General features: G+C 70.7%; 15 protein-coding genes and 1 riboswitch. Of the genes, 6 read left to right on the top strand and 9 right to left on the bottom strand.

Annotation, left to right across the window (positions count from 1 at the left end; translation table 11 throughout):
• Window positions 1-6 precede the first annotated feature (6 nt).
• The 7 genes from O7617_RS14765 to O7617_RS14795 form a co-directional block, all read right to left on the bottom strand.
• A complete protein-coding gene (locus O7617_RS14765) occupies window positions 7-693 on the bottom strand; it encodes a DUF4232 domain-containing protein (RefSeq protein WP_348774180.1) in 687 nt (228 codons plus the stop codon).
• Window positions 694-830: 137 nt separating this feature from the next.
• Window positions 831-1,082 carry a hypothetical protein gene (locus O7617_RS14770; protein ID WP_282264204.1) on the bottom strand — a complete coding sequence of 84 codons (252 nt, stop codon included), beginning with the start codon at window positions 1,080-1,082 and terminating at the stop codon, window positions 831-833.
• A complete protein-coding gene (gene rhuM / locus O7617_RS14775; RefSeq protein WP_282264205.1) occupies window positions 1,082-1,651 on the bottom strand; it encodes a RhuM family protein in 570 nt (189 codons plus the stop codon). The genes O7617_RS14770 and rhuM overlap by 1 nt, the downstream gene beginning before the upstream one ends.
• Window positions 1,648-3,204 carry a plasmid pRiA4b ORF-3 family protein gene (locus O7617_RS14780; protein ID WP_282264206.1) on the bottom strand — a complete coding sequence of 519 codons (1,557 nt, stop codon included), beginning with the start codon at window positions 3,202-3,204 and terminating at the stop codon, window positions 1,648-1,650. The genes rhuM and O7617_RS14780 overlap by 4 nt, the downstream gene beginning before the upstream one ends.
• Window positions 3,205-3,216: 12 nt before the next feature.
• A complete protein-coding gene (locus O7617_RS14785; RefSeq protein ID WP_348774181.1) occupies window positions 3,217-3,486 on the bottom strand; it encodes a hypothetical protein in 270 nt (89 codons plus the stop codon).
• Complete coding sequence (locus O7617_RS14790) at window positions 3,474-3,722, bottom strand: DivIVA domain-containing protein (RefSeq protein ID WP_282264742.1); 249 nt, start codon at window positions 3,720-3,722, stop codon at window positions 3,474-3,476. Before O7617_RS14790 ends, O7617_RS14785 begins: the two co-directional genes overlap by 13 nt.
• A 122-nt stretch (window positions 3,723-3,844) precedes the next feature.
• Complete coding sequence (locus tag O7617_RS14795; RefSeq protein WP_282264210.1) at window positions 3,845-4,387, bottom strand: hypothetical protein; 543 nt, start codon at window positions 4,385-4,387, stop codon at window positions 3,845-3,847.
• 231 nt (window positions 4,388-4,618) lie between these two features.
• On the opposite strand from O7617_RS14795, the gene O7617_RS14800 reads away from it, so the two are divergent.
• Together O7617_RS14800 and O7617_RS14805 are read left to right on the top strand one after the other, a co-directional pair.
• The gene (locus O7617_RS14800; RefSeq protein WP_282264212.1) at window positions 4,619-4,846 is read left to right on the top strand and encodes a winged helix-turn-helix domain-containing protein; all 228 of its coding nucleotides are present in this window, start codon (window positions 4,619-4,621) and stop codon (window positions 4,844-4,846) included.
• Between the two features lie 399 nt (window positions 4,847-5,245).
• Window positions 5,246-5,695 carry a DoxX family protein gene (locus tag O7617_RS14805; protein WP_282264214.1) on the top strand — a complete coding sequence of 150 codons (450 nt, stop codon included), beginning with the start codon at window positions 5,246-5,248 and terminating at the stop codon, window positions 5,693-5,695.
• Between the two features lie 180 nt (window positions 5,696-5,875).
• Here the strand turns inward: O7617_RS14805 and O7617_RS14810 are convergent, their stop codons facing one another.
• Entirely contained in the window at window positions 5,876-6,181 is a 306-nt protein-coding gene (locus O7617_RS14810) for a helix-turn-helix transcriptional regulator (protein WP_282264215.1), read from the bottom strand.
• 91 nt (window positions 6,182-6,272) lie between these two features.
• Between O7617_RS14810 and O7617_RS14815 the strand changes: the two genes are divergently transcribed.
• The 3 genes from O7617_RS14815 (at window position 6,273) to O7617_RS14825 (ending at window position 10,028) form a co-directional block, all read left to right on the top strand.
• Complete coding sequence (locus O7617_RS14815; RefSeq protein ID WP_282264216.1) at window positions 6,273-7,241, top strand: DMT family transporter; 969 nt, start codon at window positions 6,273-6,275, stop codon at window positions 7,239-7,241.
• A 68-nt stretch (window positions 7,242-7,309) separates the two neighbouring features.
• Window positions 7,310-7,445, top strand: a riboswitch (SAM riboswitch).
• A gap of 10 nt (window positions 7,446-7,455) precedes the next feature.
• Window positions 7,456-8,742, top strand: coding sequence for a threonine synthase (gene thrC / locus O7617_RS14820; RefSeq protein WP_282264217.1), 1,287 nt, complete (start codon window positions 7,456-7,458; stop codon window positions 8,740-8,742).
• Between the two features lie 266 nt (window positions 8,743-9,008).
• Window positions 9,009-10,028 (top strand): GNAT family N-acetyltransferase, encoded by a 1,020-nt coding sequence (locus O7617_RS14825; RefSeq protein ID WP_282264218.1) that lies wholly within the window; start codon window positions 9,009-9,011, stop codon window positions 10,026-10,028.
• Between the two features lie 9 nt (window positions 10,029-10,037).
• Here O7617_RS14825 and O7617_RS14830 read toward each other — a convergent pair whose 3' ends face one another.
• A complete protein-coding gene (locus O7617_RS14830; protein ID WP_282264219.1) occupies window positions 10,038-12,230 on the bottom strand; it encodes a hypothetical protein in 2,193 nt (730 codons plus the stop codon).
• Between the two features lie 122 nt (window positions 12,231-12,352).
• Here O7617_RS14830 and paaN point away from each other — a divergent pair, with 122 nt between their 5' ends.
• Window positions 12,353-14,026, top strand: a complete 1,674-nt coding sequence (gene paaN, locus O7617_RS14835) for a phenylacetic acid degradation protein PaaN (protein WP_282264221.1) — start codon at window positions 12,353-12,355, stop codon at window positions 14,024-14,026.
• Window positions 14,027-14,148 lie beyond the last annotated feature (122 nt).

Raw genomic sequence — 14,148 nt, forward strand, 5'->3', positions numbered from 1 at the left:
GTCGGCTCACAGCCGGCTGTCGGGTGGGCTCACCGACGACGGCACCGCGCTCGGCGCCGGCGGCCGGGCCGGACGCGTCGGCACCGGCGTGGCCGGGTCGGCCTTCTTCCAGGCGCTGACACCGATCCGACCGGTGTTGCCCAGGTCGATCGGCCCGTCCGGGTCGACCTCTTCGGCAGGCTGCCCAGCGGCGGGCGCCACGGTCAGGAACTCGCCGTTGGTGGCCACAACTGTCGAGTCGGTGACCAGGTTGCGCCAGAGCACCACGGCCGTGGCCCGCTCGGCGGGGGCGAGATCGACCGGCCGGGCCGGCTGGTCGAAGCCCGAGGTGATCTCCCCGGCGCCGTTGACGACGCGCAACATGATCGGCTCGCGCTGTTCGTCGAACACGTGCAGGATCGGGTAACCGTTGAGCTGGTAGGGGCGGTCGCCGCAGTTGACCAGCTCAAGACCGAGGGCGCGCAGGCCCATCGCGGCGTCCCCGCCGGTGGACCGGATCCGCACGCCGCTCGTCGGGCACTCGGCCGGCGGCTCGGTGCTGGCGGTTGGGCCTGCTTCCGCCCTCGACCCGGGGGGAGGCCGGCTCGGGTCTCCGGACTGGCCCTGATGGTCACGAGTGCAGCCGCCAAGTACGAGAGTCATCGCGACAGTCGCGGTGATGCGTCGCAGCGCTGCCGTGTCGCGGAAGATCATCTGGTGATCCTCGCGCACGTGAGCGGCGCACCGCCGCCCGGCCTCGGCTTCGCCGGCTCTCCCTGCGCCCACACGTGTGCTGGCGGGGCACCTCTCCTGGCCCTGGAGCTGAATAGTTTGCCGCGTTGCTCGCCGGATCACGGAACGCCGTCTGGTGATCCTTCATTGAGGCGGTCGCGCCGTTCGAGCTCCAATAGTTCGGCGAGGTCCTGCTCCTCCTGCCGGCGTGCCTCCTCAGCCTGCACAGCGCGGCGCCGATGGTCGTATTCGGCGTACACCGGCCCTATCCGCGCCTCGGCGGCAGCCGACGATATCCGACCAGCACCACCCAACACCTGCCGCTCATTGAAGGTCAGGAACGCATCGGCTCGCTGAACCCACTCCGCCATCAAATCTGCTGCCGACGGCGGGCCCGATCTTCGGCGAAGTCGAGAAACATCGTCGTCAGGCTGTTCAGCTCGGTGGTGGCGAAGATGTCACGAACCTTCTGGTAGAAGCGCTTCTCCGACGCGCGGATGTCGCGGATGCGTTCCAGCAGCTCGTCGAAGTAGTCCGCCGCCGCGACGTCCTTGAGTCGCTCGTCCTGCATGGCGAAGCCCTTGACCAGGTACTCCGACAGCACTGTCGTCGCCCACTGCCGGAACTGCACGGCGCGAGGTGTGGTGACCCGGTAGCCGACAGCCAGGATCATCTCCAGGTTGTAGACCTTGACCTCACGCCGCACCTGCCGTGTGCCCTCGATGCGAACTATCAACTCAGAGTTGATAGTTGCCTCGGTCACCTCCGCGTCGGCCAGCACCCGAGACACGATCTGCCCGATGTTTTGTACCGAGGTGCCATAAAGCTCCGCCATCTGAGCCTGGGTCAGCCAGACCGTCCCCTTGGCTGCCCGCAGCTGGACGACGGAGCCGCCGTCGTCGGCGCGGTAGAGGATCAGCTCGCCCGCCGGATCGGTCACCTGTGGCCCCTTCCGGTGAGGGCTTGGGTGATCTCGGCGGCGTCGAAACGGGCGGGCTGGAATTCGGCGGCCGAGGCGAGTCCGAGCCATTCCAGCCGGTCGCCGTGTTCGGGGTGGTCGGGATCGCCCAACACCTCGACAAGTTCGGCGTAGCCCCAGACGCCGCCGCAATCCTCCGGCGGGGCCGCACGCCGACCGCCGGTGCAGCGCGGATAGCCGACCGGCTGGCGATCCAGCACCTTTTCGACCGTGATCTCGTGCTCCCAGTCGTCGCCGAAGTCGTACGTGTATCGCAACCGGTCACCGACCTCGGGCGCGACCTGTTCCAGGGTCACCGGTGCCTCGGCGCGGTGACCCAACTTTCGGTCGGCGATCCCGAAATCGCCGTACGGCGTGTTGAAGACGTGCAGGTGCGAGTCGTACCAGCCGAAGGCCACCTGGATGATGTCGTGCAGGTCGGCCAGGCTGGTGTCGGCGGGCAGCTCCAGTCGCCGCCAGATCGGCGGCTTCGCCCCGCGCAGACCCACCTTGATCTGGTAGATGGGCGCCGGTGGCGCGGACTTCTTCCGCTTGGACGGCAGCTTCCGCGCCCCGACAGCCCGTCGCCCACGGTTCTGGATCTGCTGTGCCTGCCCGGCGATCTGGGAGATCATGTCCAGCAGGTCGAGGGTGGGTGGACGGCCGCCAGCGGCGTGCTCGGCTGGTGGGCGGGTCGGCTCGGGCAGCGTACGGACCCGGGCGCGCAACAGCACCGCCAGCATGTGGTAGCTCGCCCCGGCCTCGTCGTCGAGGTCGTCGTCGAACTCCGAGGGGTCGAGTTCCCGGTCGTGGTCGGCGCGGGCGTCGAGGGCCCGTTCGACCTGCCACCGGAACTCGTCAGGGTCCAACACCTCCTCGGCGATCGTCAGGCCGACCCGATCTGCGTTCTGCCGGATGGTGGTGACAACCTGGTCCATGGCGTCAGCGGGGAAGAGCACGATGTCGGCCGCCGCGTCACAGTCGAGGTGGTCGACGTGGACGACGAACCCGTACGAACGCCCGGCTCGCTCGAAGGAGCAGACGAGCATCGACCCGTCGCCCGCCGGGTCGGCAAGCCGCCGACACGGGCCGACCCGCACCGGCTGGCGCAGCTCGTCGGCCCAACCCGGGGCCGCAACGCCCTCGTCGATCAGCCGCTGGGCGGCGGCTCCGGCGATGGTGCCCGTGCGGACGGCGTCGACCGCGAGCAGCACCGCGAGCGCCTCCGGCGTGCCGACCTCGGCGAAGGCCGGCAGCATCCCGTCGTCAAGGGCCTCGGTGAAGTCCTCGCCGGCAAGGTCGCCGGCGGCCAGGAACGTCGCGGCGAACAGCTCGGCCTCGATGGGGTCATCTGTCTTCACCAGGTCGGCAGCGCCGGCGACCAGGTCATCGATGAAGCTCTGCGGGTCGAAGTCAGCATCCGAGCAGGCCGGGCAGTCACACTGGACCGCCTCGACGGGCGTGGCGCGACGCACGACCCGCTGGCCGGAGCGGTTGGACCTGGCACGCTTACGACGACGACTGACGGGACTCATCCGAGCATGTTTTCACGCTTGCCAGGGCTGCGCCGCGCACGACCCGCCGCGGTGGTCGGCGGGCAGGATGCAGCGGTGGCCGCCGGGCAGGCGGTGGTCACACCAGACTCGGGTACGCACGAACTGGCGGTCCTCCTCGCTCAACGTCGTCTCGCCGAAGTCGATGGCGAGCACATGGCCGAGGGAGTGGCGTAGTGCCATGGCCAGCGCCGCAGCGTCGTCGACCCGCCGCAGGGTGGTCGGCAGGTGGATGATCCAGTGGGGTTCGGTCACCGGGACCACCCGCTGTTCGCCGCGGTCGAGGTGTGCCGGCAGGCGGTGTGCCGCGACTGCCACTGCCGCAGCGCCTGCCGGATGCGTTCACCCTCGGTGTTCGCGGTGGCGAGATCGCGGGTGAGTCGTTCCAACTCGTCGGCGATCAGGTCGAGGTAGCCGTACACCTGGGTGGGGTCGAGGCCGCGCCACCGGCGGACGCCGAAGGTGGCGGCGCGGACGTGCTGGGGGAGCAGGCGCCGCATGGTCTGGTAGATCACTGTGGACCGCCTTCCGTTCGATGCTGGTGCCGGGCGGCACCGGGGCGGGCGGGGTCGACCGGCACCCGCCCCGGGCCTTCCCGTCCCGCGCAGGTCCGCGGGCACGTTCAGGTGGCGGCGGGTTCCGCGCCGGACAACCCGCCGGTGTACGACGTGAGCGCGGCGACCGCCGCGGACAGGCTCTCGGTCATCAGCCCGAGCTGGTCGGCGGCCCGGTGCCACTGCCCGGCCGCCGTCTCGGTGCTCGGGTCGCGGTGGTCGCTGCCGACGAGTTCCTGCCCGGCGATGCTGATCCGGGCGGGAAGCTGCCCGACCCGGGCTGCGGCGGCGGCCAACTGGTCCCGGACGGTGTCCAACACCTCGACCAATCCGGCGATGGTGGCCCGATCCTGGTGGCCGGCGTCGGCGCGAAGCAGGTGAACGCCGTCGCTGAGCTGCCGCTCCGCGTCGCCGGCCAGGTCGAGCGCATCCTCACCGCTGCGCCGGGCCAGCCGGATCGCCGGGTGGGCGCAGCCGGCCCCAGTCCGTTCCAGCAACACGGCGGCGGCGGCGACGGCGAGGTACGTCTCGCGCAGCTCGGCCGTCACCTGCTCGACCGACCAGATCGCGCTCGCCGCCGGCACTTCCGCCGCTGTCTCCGACACGGTCACGGGTGGACTCCTCTCGTGGGGGTTCAGGGATGCCGGGGCAGCAGCACAGGGGGGTGCTGCCCCGGCGAACCGGGCGTACCCGGGGTGAGTCGCCCCTTGTTTTGCCGACGAGGGTCGCCTCGGCCTCAACATATGATGCCTAGTATCAGTAGTGCAACCCTTGAAACACCAAGAACTTGATGTCATAAGCGAAGAGTGGTCAGATGGTGGTGCCGACGAGGGAGCACCACCATGTCAGTCACGCCGTTCTATGAGCGCATAGCCACCGAGATTCGCGATCGGATCAGGTCGGGCGACCTGAAGCCTGGTGACAAGCTGCCGTCCATCTCCGAACTGTGCGCCCACTACGGGGTGTCTACCCAGGTCATCCGTTCGGCCATGCTGACACTTCGCGCTGAGGGCCTGGTTGAGGGTCATCAGGGTCGCGGCGTCTTCGTACGTGATCGAGCCGACGACTAGTGGTAGGTGTGCCTAGCTGTGAGCACCTCGCATGCCCGCATCACGAGAATTCGAGCGCAACGCTGTCTCGGCGAGCGAGGTCGCATGACTCGCGAGACGCCTCGTCCCGGGGGTGAGGGCTGCACCAAGCCCGTGTGGGAGGTGGGCGCAACGGGCCGCACCCACAGTGTGGGAGCGTGTCCAGGGCGGCTGGCCTACCTCGACTGGCCTACCTCGACTGGCCTATTTGCGCAGCTCGGGGGCGCGGTTGTCGCGGCTGTGGCGTTGCTGCTGCTCGACGCGGGGCCCTGGGCGACGGTACATTCCGACCGGGGACTTTCCCACTAGCAAAGAAGTTATAACCGTCGATACGTTCATGCTTCACATTGAAGAGATCTGTTTCCTTCGATGGAGGTACCCATGGACGTCTCTCGGCTCGGCGGGCCGACCCTCTCCCTGTTTCGCATCGTGATCGGTCTGCTGTTCACGTTGCATGGTCTGACTTCGGTCTTCGGGTTGTTCGGCGGCAACCCCATGACCGGCCAAGCGGTACCGGTCGGCACCTGGCCCGGCTGGTGGGCGGCGCTGATCCAGTTGGTCTGCGGCGCCCTGGTGCTGGTCGGGCTGTTCACCCGACCCGCCGCGTTCCTGGCGTCCGGCTCGATGGCGTACGCCTACTTCGTCGTGCACCAGCCGGACCACCTGCTGCCACTGCACAACGGGGGCGAACTGTCGGCCCTCTTCTGCTGGTCGTTCCTGCTGGTCGCCGCACTCGGTTCCGGCCCGTGGGCGCTTGACGCACTGCTCTTCCGACGCCGCGCCGACGCACTGCCGTCCTCGGTGGCCGAGCCCAGCCCGGTGTCCGTCTGAGCAGACCCGTGCCGCGCGTCGCCGGAGCCTCGACGAGGCGGTTCCGGCGACGCGTGCGGGTTCGGGGGAGCGAGGGCGGTCCTGCCGGCCCGATGCCGCAAACGATTCAGCTCCAAAGGGCGCGCGAGAGGAGGTGGTCCCCCGCCGGGCGTGGCGGTGACGCTGGCGGGTGGGGAGCGGTCAGCCCGCCGGGCGGGAGGTGAGGACCGCGTCCAGCAGGCCGGGGTAGAGCCTGTTCAGCTCGTCGCGTCGGAGCCGCACCAGCCGGCTCGTGCCGGCGGCGCGGGTGCGGGTCAGGCCCGCCTCGCGCAGCACCTTCAGGTGGTGGCTGCGAGTCGCCTTGGAGACGCCGAAGTCGAAGCTTCCGCAGGCGGCCTCGCCGCCCTCGGCGAGCGCCCGGACTATCTGCAGCCGCACGTCGTCGGCGAGTGCGGCCAGCACGGCGGTGACCGGTACGGCGCTCAGGTCGGGTTCGTGCGGCTCCATGTGACCAGTGTAACCGTTGTTCGACAATAGTCGAACAAGCTCCTAGGGTCGGTGTCGTTGGTTCGACGATACTCGAACATTGGAGCTGCCGATGCGACCCCGCGCCGCCGCCTACCCACTGCTCGCCGCCCTCGGCTGGGGGGTGATGTTCCCGGTCCTGGCCAGCGCGTTGAACCGGGTCGACCCGCTCAACCTGACCACCGCCCGCTACCTTCTCGCCGCCGTCGTCCTGGTCGCCATCCTGCGTCTCCGCGAGGGTGCCGACGCGCTGCGGCCCGGCGTCCGGACGGTCGAGGTGGTGGTGCTCGGAGTGGTCGGCTTCGCCGGCTTCAACGTGCTCACCGGGCTGGCGCTCGAACACGCCGCTCCGCAGCAGGTGGCGCTCTTCGTGGCCACCACCCCGGTGATCACCCAGCTGGTCCGGTGGGCCCGTGACGGCGTACGCCCGAAGCCTCTCCTGCTGGGTCTCTCCCTGGTGGCGCTCCTCGGCGTCGGCCTGGTGATCACGCGCGGAAGCCTTGCCGGGCTCGGTCAGTTCGGTCTCGGCGGCCTGATGATGATCGGCGCGGTGCTCGGCTGGGGCGTCTACACGCACGGCGCCAGCCGCTTCGGCACGTGGTCGCCACTGCGCTTCACCACGCTCACCGCGCTCGCCGGCACCGCCGCCATGCTGGCCGTGAGTATCGGCGCGGACGCCGTCGGCTGGCAGCATGCGCCGGCCGCCGCCGACCTGGTGGCGGTCACCCCACAGCTGGCGTACGCCGTGATCGTGGGAGCCGTCATCGCGGTCCTGGCCTGGAACACCGGAGTGCAGCGACTCGGAGCCGCCAACGCCGCGCTGTTCATGAACCTGGTCCCGGTGACCACGTTCGCTGTGCAGATCGCCCGCGGCTACCGTCCGGAGCCGGTCGAGCTGGTCGGTGCCGCCGTCACCATCGCCGCGCTGGTCGCCGCGAACCTGGCCAACCGTCCCCGGACCCGGGCCTCGTCGCTGCCCGCCGCGAGCGCGGTGACGGATCCGATCGCGGTGACCGACCGCGAGGCGGTGAGCGCTCGCTGACCCACTGGCTGGGATCGGCGGTAGCTAGGGCGGACAGCGTTGTCCTAGACTCGGCGGCACAACTGCATACCTCATCCAGAGGGGCTGAGGGATACGGCCCGACGACGCCCCGGCAACCACCCCGCGCGCTCACCGCTGAGCGACCGGCGGGGCAGGTGCCAATTCCGTCCCCGCCGCACCGTGCGATGCGGGGAAAGATGAGAGGACTCTCGACATGACGTCGACGCTCGCCGCCTCCGGCATCGACACCTCCGCCAGCCCCGCCCGCGCCCTGGTCTGCCGTGCCTGTTCGGCGCGCTACCCGCTCGCGGCCCAGCACGCCTGTTACGAGTGTTTCGGCCCGCTGGAGGTCGAGTACGACACCGCCGCCCTGGCGACCGTCACCCGGGAGCAGATCGAGGCCGGGCCGAAGAACATCTGGCGGTACGCCGCACTACTCCCCGCCGGTCAGGACCCGAGCACCCGGGTCACGCTCGACCCGGGGTTGACGCCGCTGGTGGCGGCCCCGCACCTCGCCGCCGAGCTGGGCGTCACCGCGCCGCTCTGGGTCAAGGACGACAGCGCCAACCCCACCCACTCCTTCAAGGACCGGGTCGTCTCGGTGGCGCTCACCGCGGCGAGGGCACTGGGCTTCACCCGGTTCGCGTGCGCGTCGACCGGCAACCTGGCCAACTCGGTGGCCGCGCACGGCGCCCGCGCCGGAGTGCCCTCGGTGGTCTTCATCCCCAGCGACCTGGAACAGGGCAAGGTCATCACCACCGCCGTCTACGGCGGTGAGCTGGTCGCCATCGACGGCTCGTACGACGACGTCAACCGGCTCTGCGGCGAGCTGGTGGAGACCGACGAGTTCGAGGACACCGCGTTCGTCAACGTCAACGTCCGGCCGTACTACGCGGAGGGCTCGAAGACGCTCGGCTACGAGGTGGCCGAGCAGCTCGGGTGGCGGATCCCGGCGCAGGTGGTCATCCCGATGGCCAGCGGCGAGCTGCTCACCAAGATTGACAAGGCGTTCTCCGAGCTGGTGGAGATCGGCCTGGTCGAGGCACCGGCCGGGGGCTGGAAGGTCTTCGGCGCGCAGTCGGCCGGCTGCAACCCGATCGCCGTGGCGCTGCACGCCGACACCGACACGATCACCCCGGTCAAGCCCACCGGCATCGCCAAGTCGCTCAACATCGGTGACCCCGCCGCCGGCCTCTACGCCCTGGAGGCGGTCCGCCGCACCGGCGGCTGGATGGAGTACGCCGACGACGACGAGATCCGGGCCGGTATCCGCGATCTGGCCCGTACGACGGGTGTCTTCGCGGAGACCGCGGGCGGCGTCACCGTCGCGGTGCTGCGCAAGTTTGTCGAGTCCGGTCGGCTGGACCCGACCAAGGAGACCGTCGTGTTCAACACCGGCGAGGGTCTGAAGACCATCGACGCGGTGGCCGGTCAGGTCGGGCCGACCCACCACATCAAGCCCTCGCTGCGGGCCGCCCGCGACGCGGGTCTACTCGGCTGAGCGCGGACCGCCCGGACGGAGGGCGGGCGATCCGCCGGGTAACTGGGTTTTCGCTGGGAGTGTGGAAAACCCGCCGCTACGGACTTGACGGCAGGAACCGGACGGCGCAAGATGCTCCGTGCGGGAGGGCATTTCGCCGAAGACTTTTGAAGTTCTTACGACCCAACGCCGGAGGCGTTGTGCGAGTGTCCCTCCCGACCACGTTCGATCGGGCCAGCGAATAATTCGCTGGCCCGATCGCTTTTCCCGGGTGCACGCTCGGCGGCATGAGCATCACCATCACGTCGTTCGACGGCGCCGACCGGGCCGCTGTCGACGAGGCGTACCGGATCGGGTCGGCGGCCAACGACGCCGACCTGCCGGACTTCCCGCCCTTCTGCCGGCGACGCTTCGACGCAATGGTCCACACCCCGATGCCCGGCACCCGGTCGCTCTGGGCGCTGGCCCGACTCGACGGTGTGCCGGCCGGATACCTCCAGCTCGACCTGCCCCAGTTGGACAACACCGACAACGCCACCGTCGAGCTGGTGGTGCACCCCGACCTACGGCGGCGGGGCGTCGGCCGGGCGCTGCACGAGTACGCGGTGCGTCTGCTCCGTGAGCACGGTCGCAAGCGGGTCGTCGCGATGGCCGTCTCCGCGTTGCCCGACGGGCCGGCGCGGTCGGCCGCGGGGGACGCGTTCGCCGCCGCCACCGGCGCCCGGCCCGCGTTGGCCGAGGTGCGTCGCCGACTCGACGTCGGTGGGATCGACCGGGTCGCGTTGCGCGCGGCGCTGGCCGAGGCCCGACCCCGGGCCGAGGGCTACCACTCGGTCTGCTGGCAGGGAACAACCCCGCAGGAGTACGTCGCGGACGTCGCCTACCTGGACGGCCGGCTCATGATGGACGCGCCCATGGGCGACGTGCAGTGGGAACCGGAGCAGGTCGACGCCGACCGCATCCGTGGCAACGAGCGCGCCCTGGACGCCAGGGGCCGTCGGCGCTACCACCTCGGGATGCGACACGAGGCGTCCGGCCGGATGGTCGCCTGGACCCTGCTGGACGTGGGCGCCTCCGCCGACTGGCACGCGTACCAGCAGATCACGATCGTCGACCCGGCCCACCGGGGGCACCGGCTCGGCCTGATCGCCAAGGCCGAGAACCTGCACCACCTGCTCACCCACGAACCGGCGGTCCGCGTGATCGACACCTGGAACGCGGCGAGCAACAGCTACATGGTGGCGATCAACGAGCAGCTCGGCTTCCGCCCGGTGGACGCCTGGACCGACTGGCAGCTCACCCTCTGACGCGGCCGTTCATCCGTCCGTCCGTTTCAACCGCCCGACCAGATCGCGAATCGCGGCGTGGAAATCGTCGTCCGGTGTGAACCGGTGGCCCTGCACCGGCGGGGGCACGGTGTCGGTCGGTGGGATGAGCAATCCCTTCGGGTCCCGTACCCGACGGTCGACCCGGGCGGCCGGGTCGTCGGCACCGTTGACGAACGGGGCGAACACCGCTCCGCCCACCGCGTCGGTGTACCGCCACAGGTTGATCCACCGCCAGGCCAACCGGTCGCCGACCTCGCGCAACATCTCGTCGCTGACGTAAGCCGGGAAGACCCGCCGGTAGTGGTTTCCGAGCGGGGCGCCGTAGGTGAGCAGGGCCACCCGCCGGCGGCAGTCGTCGGGCAGTTGAAGGACCGTCGCCGCCGCGAGCACGCTGCCGTGACTCTGCCCGGACAGCAGCACCGCGTTCCCGTCGGCGGTGAGCTGGCCGATCCGACGGCTCAGCTCGGGAACCGCCCGCTCGACGTAGCACGGCGGGGCGAGTGGATGCACGGCACGCGGCCAGAAGGTGGCCAGCTCCCAGAGCACCCCGACCAGGCGGATCGCGCCGGATCGGTAGGCGACCAGCCCCAGCACGGCGAGGACTATGGCGAACAGCCCGATCAGCAGGGCGCCCAGGTCGGTCACGAAGATCACCGGACGGGCCAGCGGCTCGCCCCCGAGTCGGAAAGCGAGCGCACCCGGCCCCGGACCGATCACCGAGAGCCCGGCCGCCGCGAGGGTGAGCAGCGCCAACACCACGTACGCGGTGGCCAGCAGTGGCCCGAGCCGATCCGTCAGCCGGGCCCGCACGATCGCGTCGCGGACGGCCCGGACCCGTTCGGGGGCGGCCCGGGAGGCTTCCGGGTAGTCCCGCCGGACCAGGCCCTCGGCCTCCCGGCGGCGACGATCCCGGCCGATCCGGGGTATCAGCAGGGCCGTCACGAGCACCAGGAGCGTTGCGAGGGTGAAGCCGAGGGTTACCCAGCGGAAGGCGATCGGCGGCGACAACGGTGGCGCACCAGGCGGCAGCGGCCGTGCCGGCGTCGGGCTGGAACCACGGTCCAGATACTCGGCGAGCCCGTAGGTCAGGCCCGAGTCGTAGGCGACGCCCAACCCGATCGCGACGGTTATCAGCACCGGCGCGCCGAGCCCGGCCAGCAGGAAGAGGGGCCGGGGAAGGGAACGGCGCTGCACCACGACCACCAGGCCGAGGATCGCGAGCAGCGCCACCTGCCCCGCGAACAAGCCGGCGACCAGCATCCCGTACCCCGGCAACATGCCCTCGGCCTTCCACGGCGGCCGTGGCAGCAGTGCGTACGCCAGGGTCAGTGCGGTGAGCGCGACGGCCGCCCAGCGGATCGTTCGCGAGCTGCGCTGGTCGGTCTCCCCACGCCGCTCGATCGTCGGCCGGCAGAGCAGCACCACAGCGCCCGCGAGCAGCGCCACGTCCGCGGCCAGCAGCAGCCAGCCGGGCACTGTGGCGTCGTGCGGCGCCAGGGCCAGCAGCAGAGCGAGGTCGAGCGTGCCCAGCGCCACCGCGACGTGAACCGAGCGCAGGCGGCGCAGCAGCGAGCGGGTGTCCCAGAAGGCGGGCGCGTCGAGCCGGTCCGCACCCACCCCGGGCGCGTGGTCGCTGTCCTCGGGGAGCTGCCAGGTTCGGGCACCGAGCCGCCAGATCAGGACGATCGCGATGATCGGCGGTACGGCCAGCAGCGCGAGCCGCTGGCCGGGTGGCACGTCGCCCAGCCAGGAAATCTCCCGTCGCCCCTCCATGCACCTCGGGTAGGCCGCGCACTGCCAGGCGATCAGGTCGAGGGACACCCCGACGGTGGAGAGCACGTACATCGCGGTCATCGTCGCGGCCAGCAGTCGGCACAGCGCCCGCGCGGCGCGGCCGCTGCAACCGGTGACCGGCAGCATCCAGACCGCGATGTTGCTGAGCATGAACGGTAGAAGCAGCACCAGAGAGAACGTCCGGGTCGCGGTGCCGCCGGTCAGCCTGCTCCAGCGGTATGCCTCAAGCGCCACCCCGCCGCGGTCGGCGGGGGCACCGTAGCCGGGCCGCGGCCCGTAGAAGCCGGCGTTGTCGTCTCCCGCGACTCGCGTGACGATCGGTCGGTCGAGGATCGCCTCGGGCCCCTTGTCGGCGACCCCGTGCACCCGGATCTCGGTGATCCTCACCCGCCGCCCTCCCCTGGCCGGCTTCCCTGGCCGAAGGCCCGCGGTTACCCGCTGCCGCCGCGCGCAACCCCGCGGCCATTGGCGCTTCTGCTCCCGAACTCGACTGCGGCATGATGGCGGGCATGACGGAGACCCCGCATCCCCTGTACGAGAGGCACGCCGACACCCTCAACCGTGCGCTGACCGCGATCACGGAGCGGGGTTACTGGTCCGCCTATCCCGAATCTCCCAGCCCCCGGGTGTACGGCGAGACCGCCGCCGCCGACGGTAAGGCCGCCTTCGAGGCGTACCTCGGTGGTGATTTCCCGCTCGACCAGCCGGGCACCGGCGGGCGGGTCGCCACCGAGACGAGCCCCTTCGGGGTGGAGCTGGCGGTGCGGTACCCGCACGCCGGACCGGGCGAGCTGGTGAGTGCCGCCTCGGCCGCGCTGCCCGCGTGGCGCGACGCCGGTCCGCAGGCCCGGGTGGGTGTCTGCCTGGAGATCCTCGACCGGCTGCACAAGCACATCTTCGAGTTGGCCAACGCGGTGCAGTTCACCAGCGGACAGGCGTTCGTGATGGCCTTCCAGGCCGGTGGCGCGCACGCGCTGGATCGTGCCCTGGAGGCGCTGGCGTACGCGTACTCCGAGATGACCCGGCACCCGGGCACCGCCGGTTGGGAGAAGGCCGCCGGCAAGGGCGACCCGCTGCGGATGACCAAGACGTTCCACGTGGTGCCGCGTGGGGTGGCGCTGGTGATCGGCTGCAACACCTTCCCGACCTGGAACTCGTACCCCGGGCTGTTCGCCTCGCTGGTCACCGGCAACCCGGTGATCGTCAAGCCGCACCCGCGGGCGGTGCTGCCGCTGGCCATCACCGTGAAGTACGCGCGGGAGGTGCTCGCCGAGGCCGGCTTCGACCCGAACCTGATCATGTTGGCGGCCGAGGCCCCCGGTGAGAAGCTCGCCAGCGACCTGGCCCTGCACCAGGCCGTCAAGATCGTCGACTTCACCGGTTCGACCGAGTACGGCGACTGGCTGGAGACGCACGCCCGGCAGGCGTCGGTCTACACCGAGAAGGCCGGTCTGAACACCGTCGTCATCGACTCCACCGACGACTTCGCCGGCATGTGCCGCAACCTCGGCTTCACGCTGACCCTCTACAGCGGTCAGATGTGCACCACCTCGCAGAACATCCTCATCCCGACCGGCGGCATCGAGACCGACCAGGGGCACAAGAGCTTCGACGAGGTGGCCGGCGGGATCGCCGCCGCCGTCGGCAAGCTCACCGCCGACCCGGCCCGGGGCGTGGAGCTGACCGGCGCCATCGTCAACGACGGGGTGCTGGAACGGCTGGCCGACGTGACGAAGGTCGGCTCCCCGGTGCTGGAGTCGCAGACCGTCACCCACCCGGCGTTCCCGGACGCGGTGGTGCGTACCCCGGCGATCGTGAAGCTGGCCGCGGACGACGCGGAGACCTACGGCCGGGAGTGGTTCGGGCCGATCTCGTTCGTCATCGCGACCGACTCCACCGCGCACAGTCTGGAGCTGCTGCGCCGGACGGTCGGCGAGAAGGGTGCGCTCACCGCCGGGGTCTACTCCACCGACGAGTCGGTGCTGGACGCCACCGAGGCGGTCGCGGTCGAGGTGGGGGTGCACCTGTCCTGCAACCTCACCGGCGGGGTCTTCGTGAACCAGTCGGCGGCGTTCTCCGACTTCCACGGCAGTGGCGCCAACGCGGCGGCCAACGCGGCCCTGACCGACGGGGCCTACGTGGCCAACCGCTTCCGCATCGTCCAGTCCCGACGCCCAGCCTGACGCCCAGCGCCCAGCCGACTCCCGACGCCCGACCCCCAAGGTGATCAAGAGGTTTGCGTCAGGATCAGCGCGATTCCTGACGCAAACCTCTTGATCACCGGTCGCTGGCGGGGGAGGTCGGC

Source organism: Micromonospora sp. WMMD1155 (genome assembly GCF_029581275.1).
Taxonomy (GTDB): domain Bacteria; phylum Actinomycetota; class Actinomycetes; order Mycobacteriales; family Micromonosporaceae; genus Micromonospora.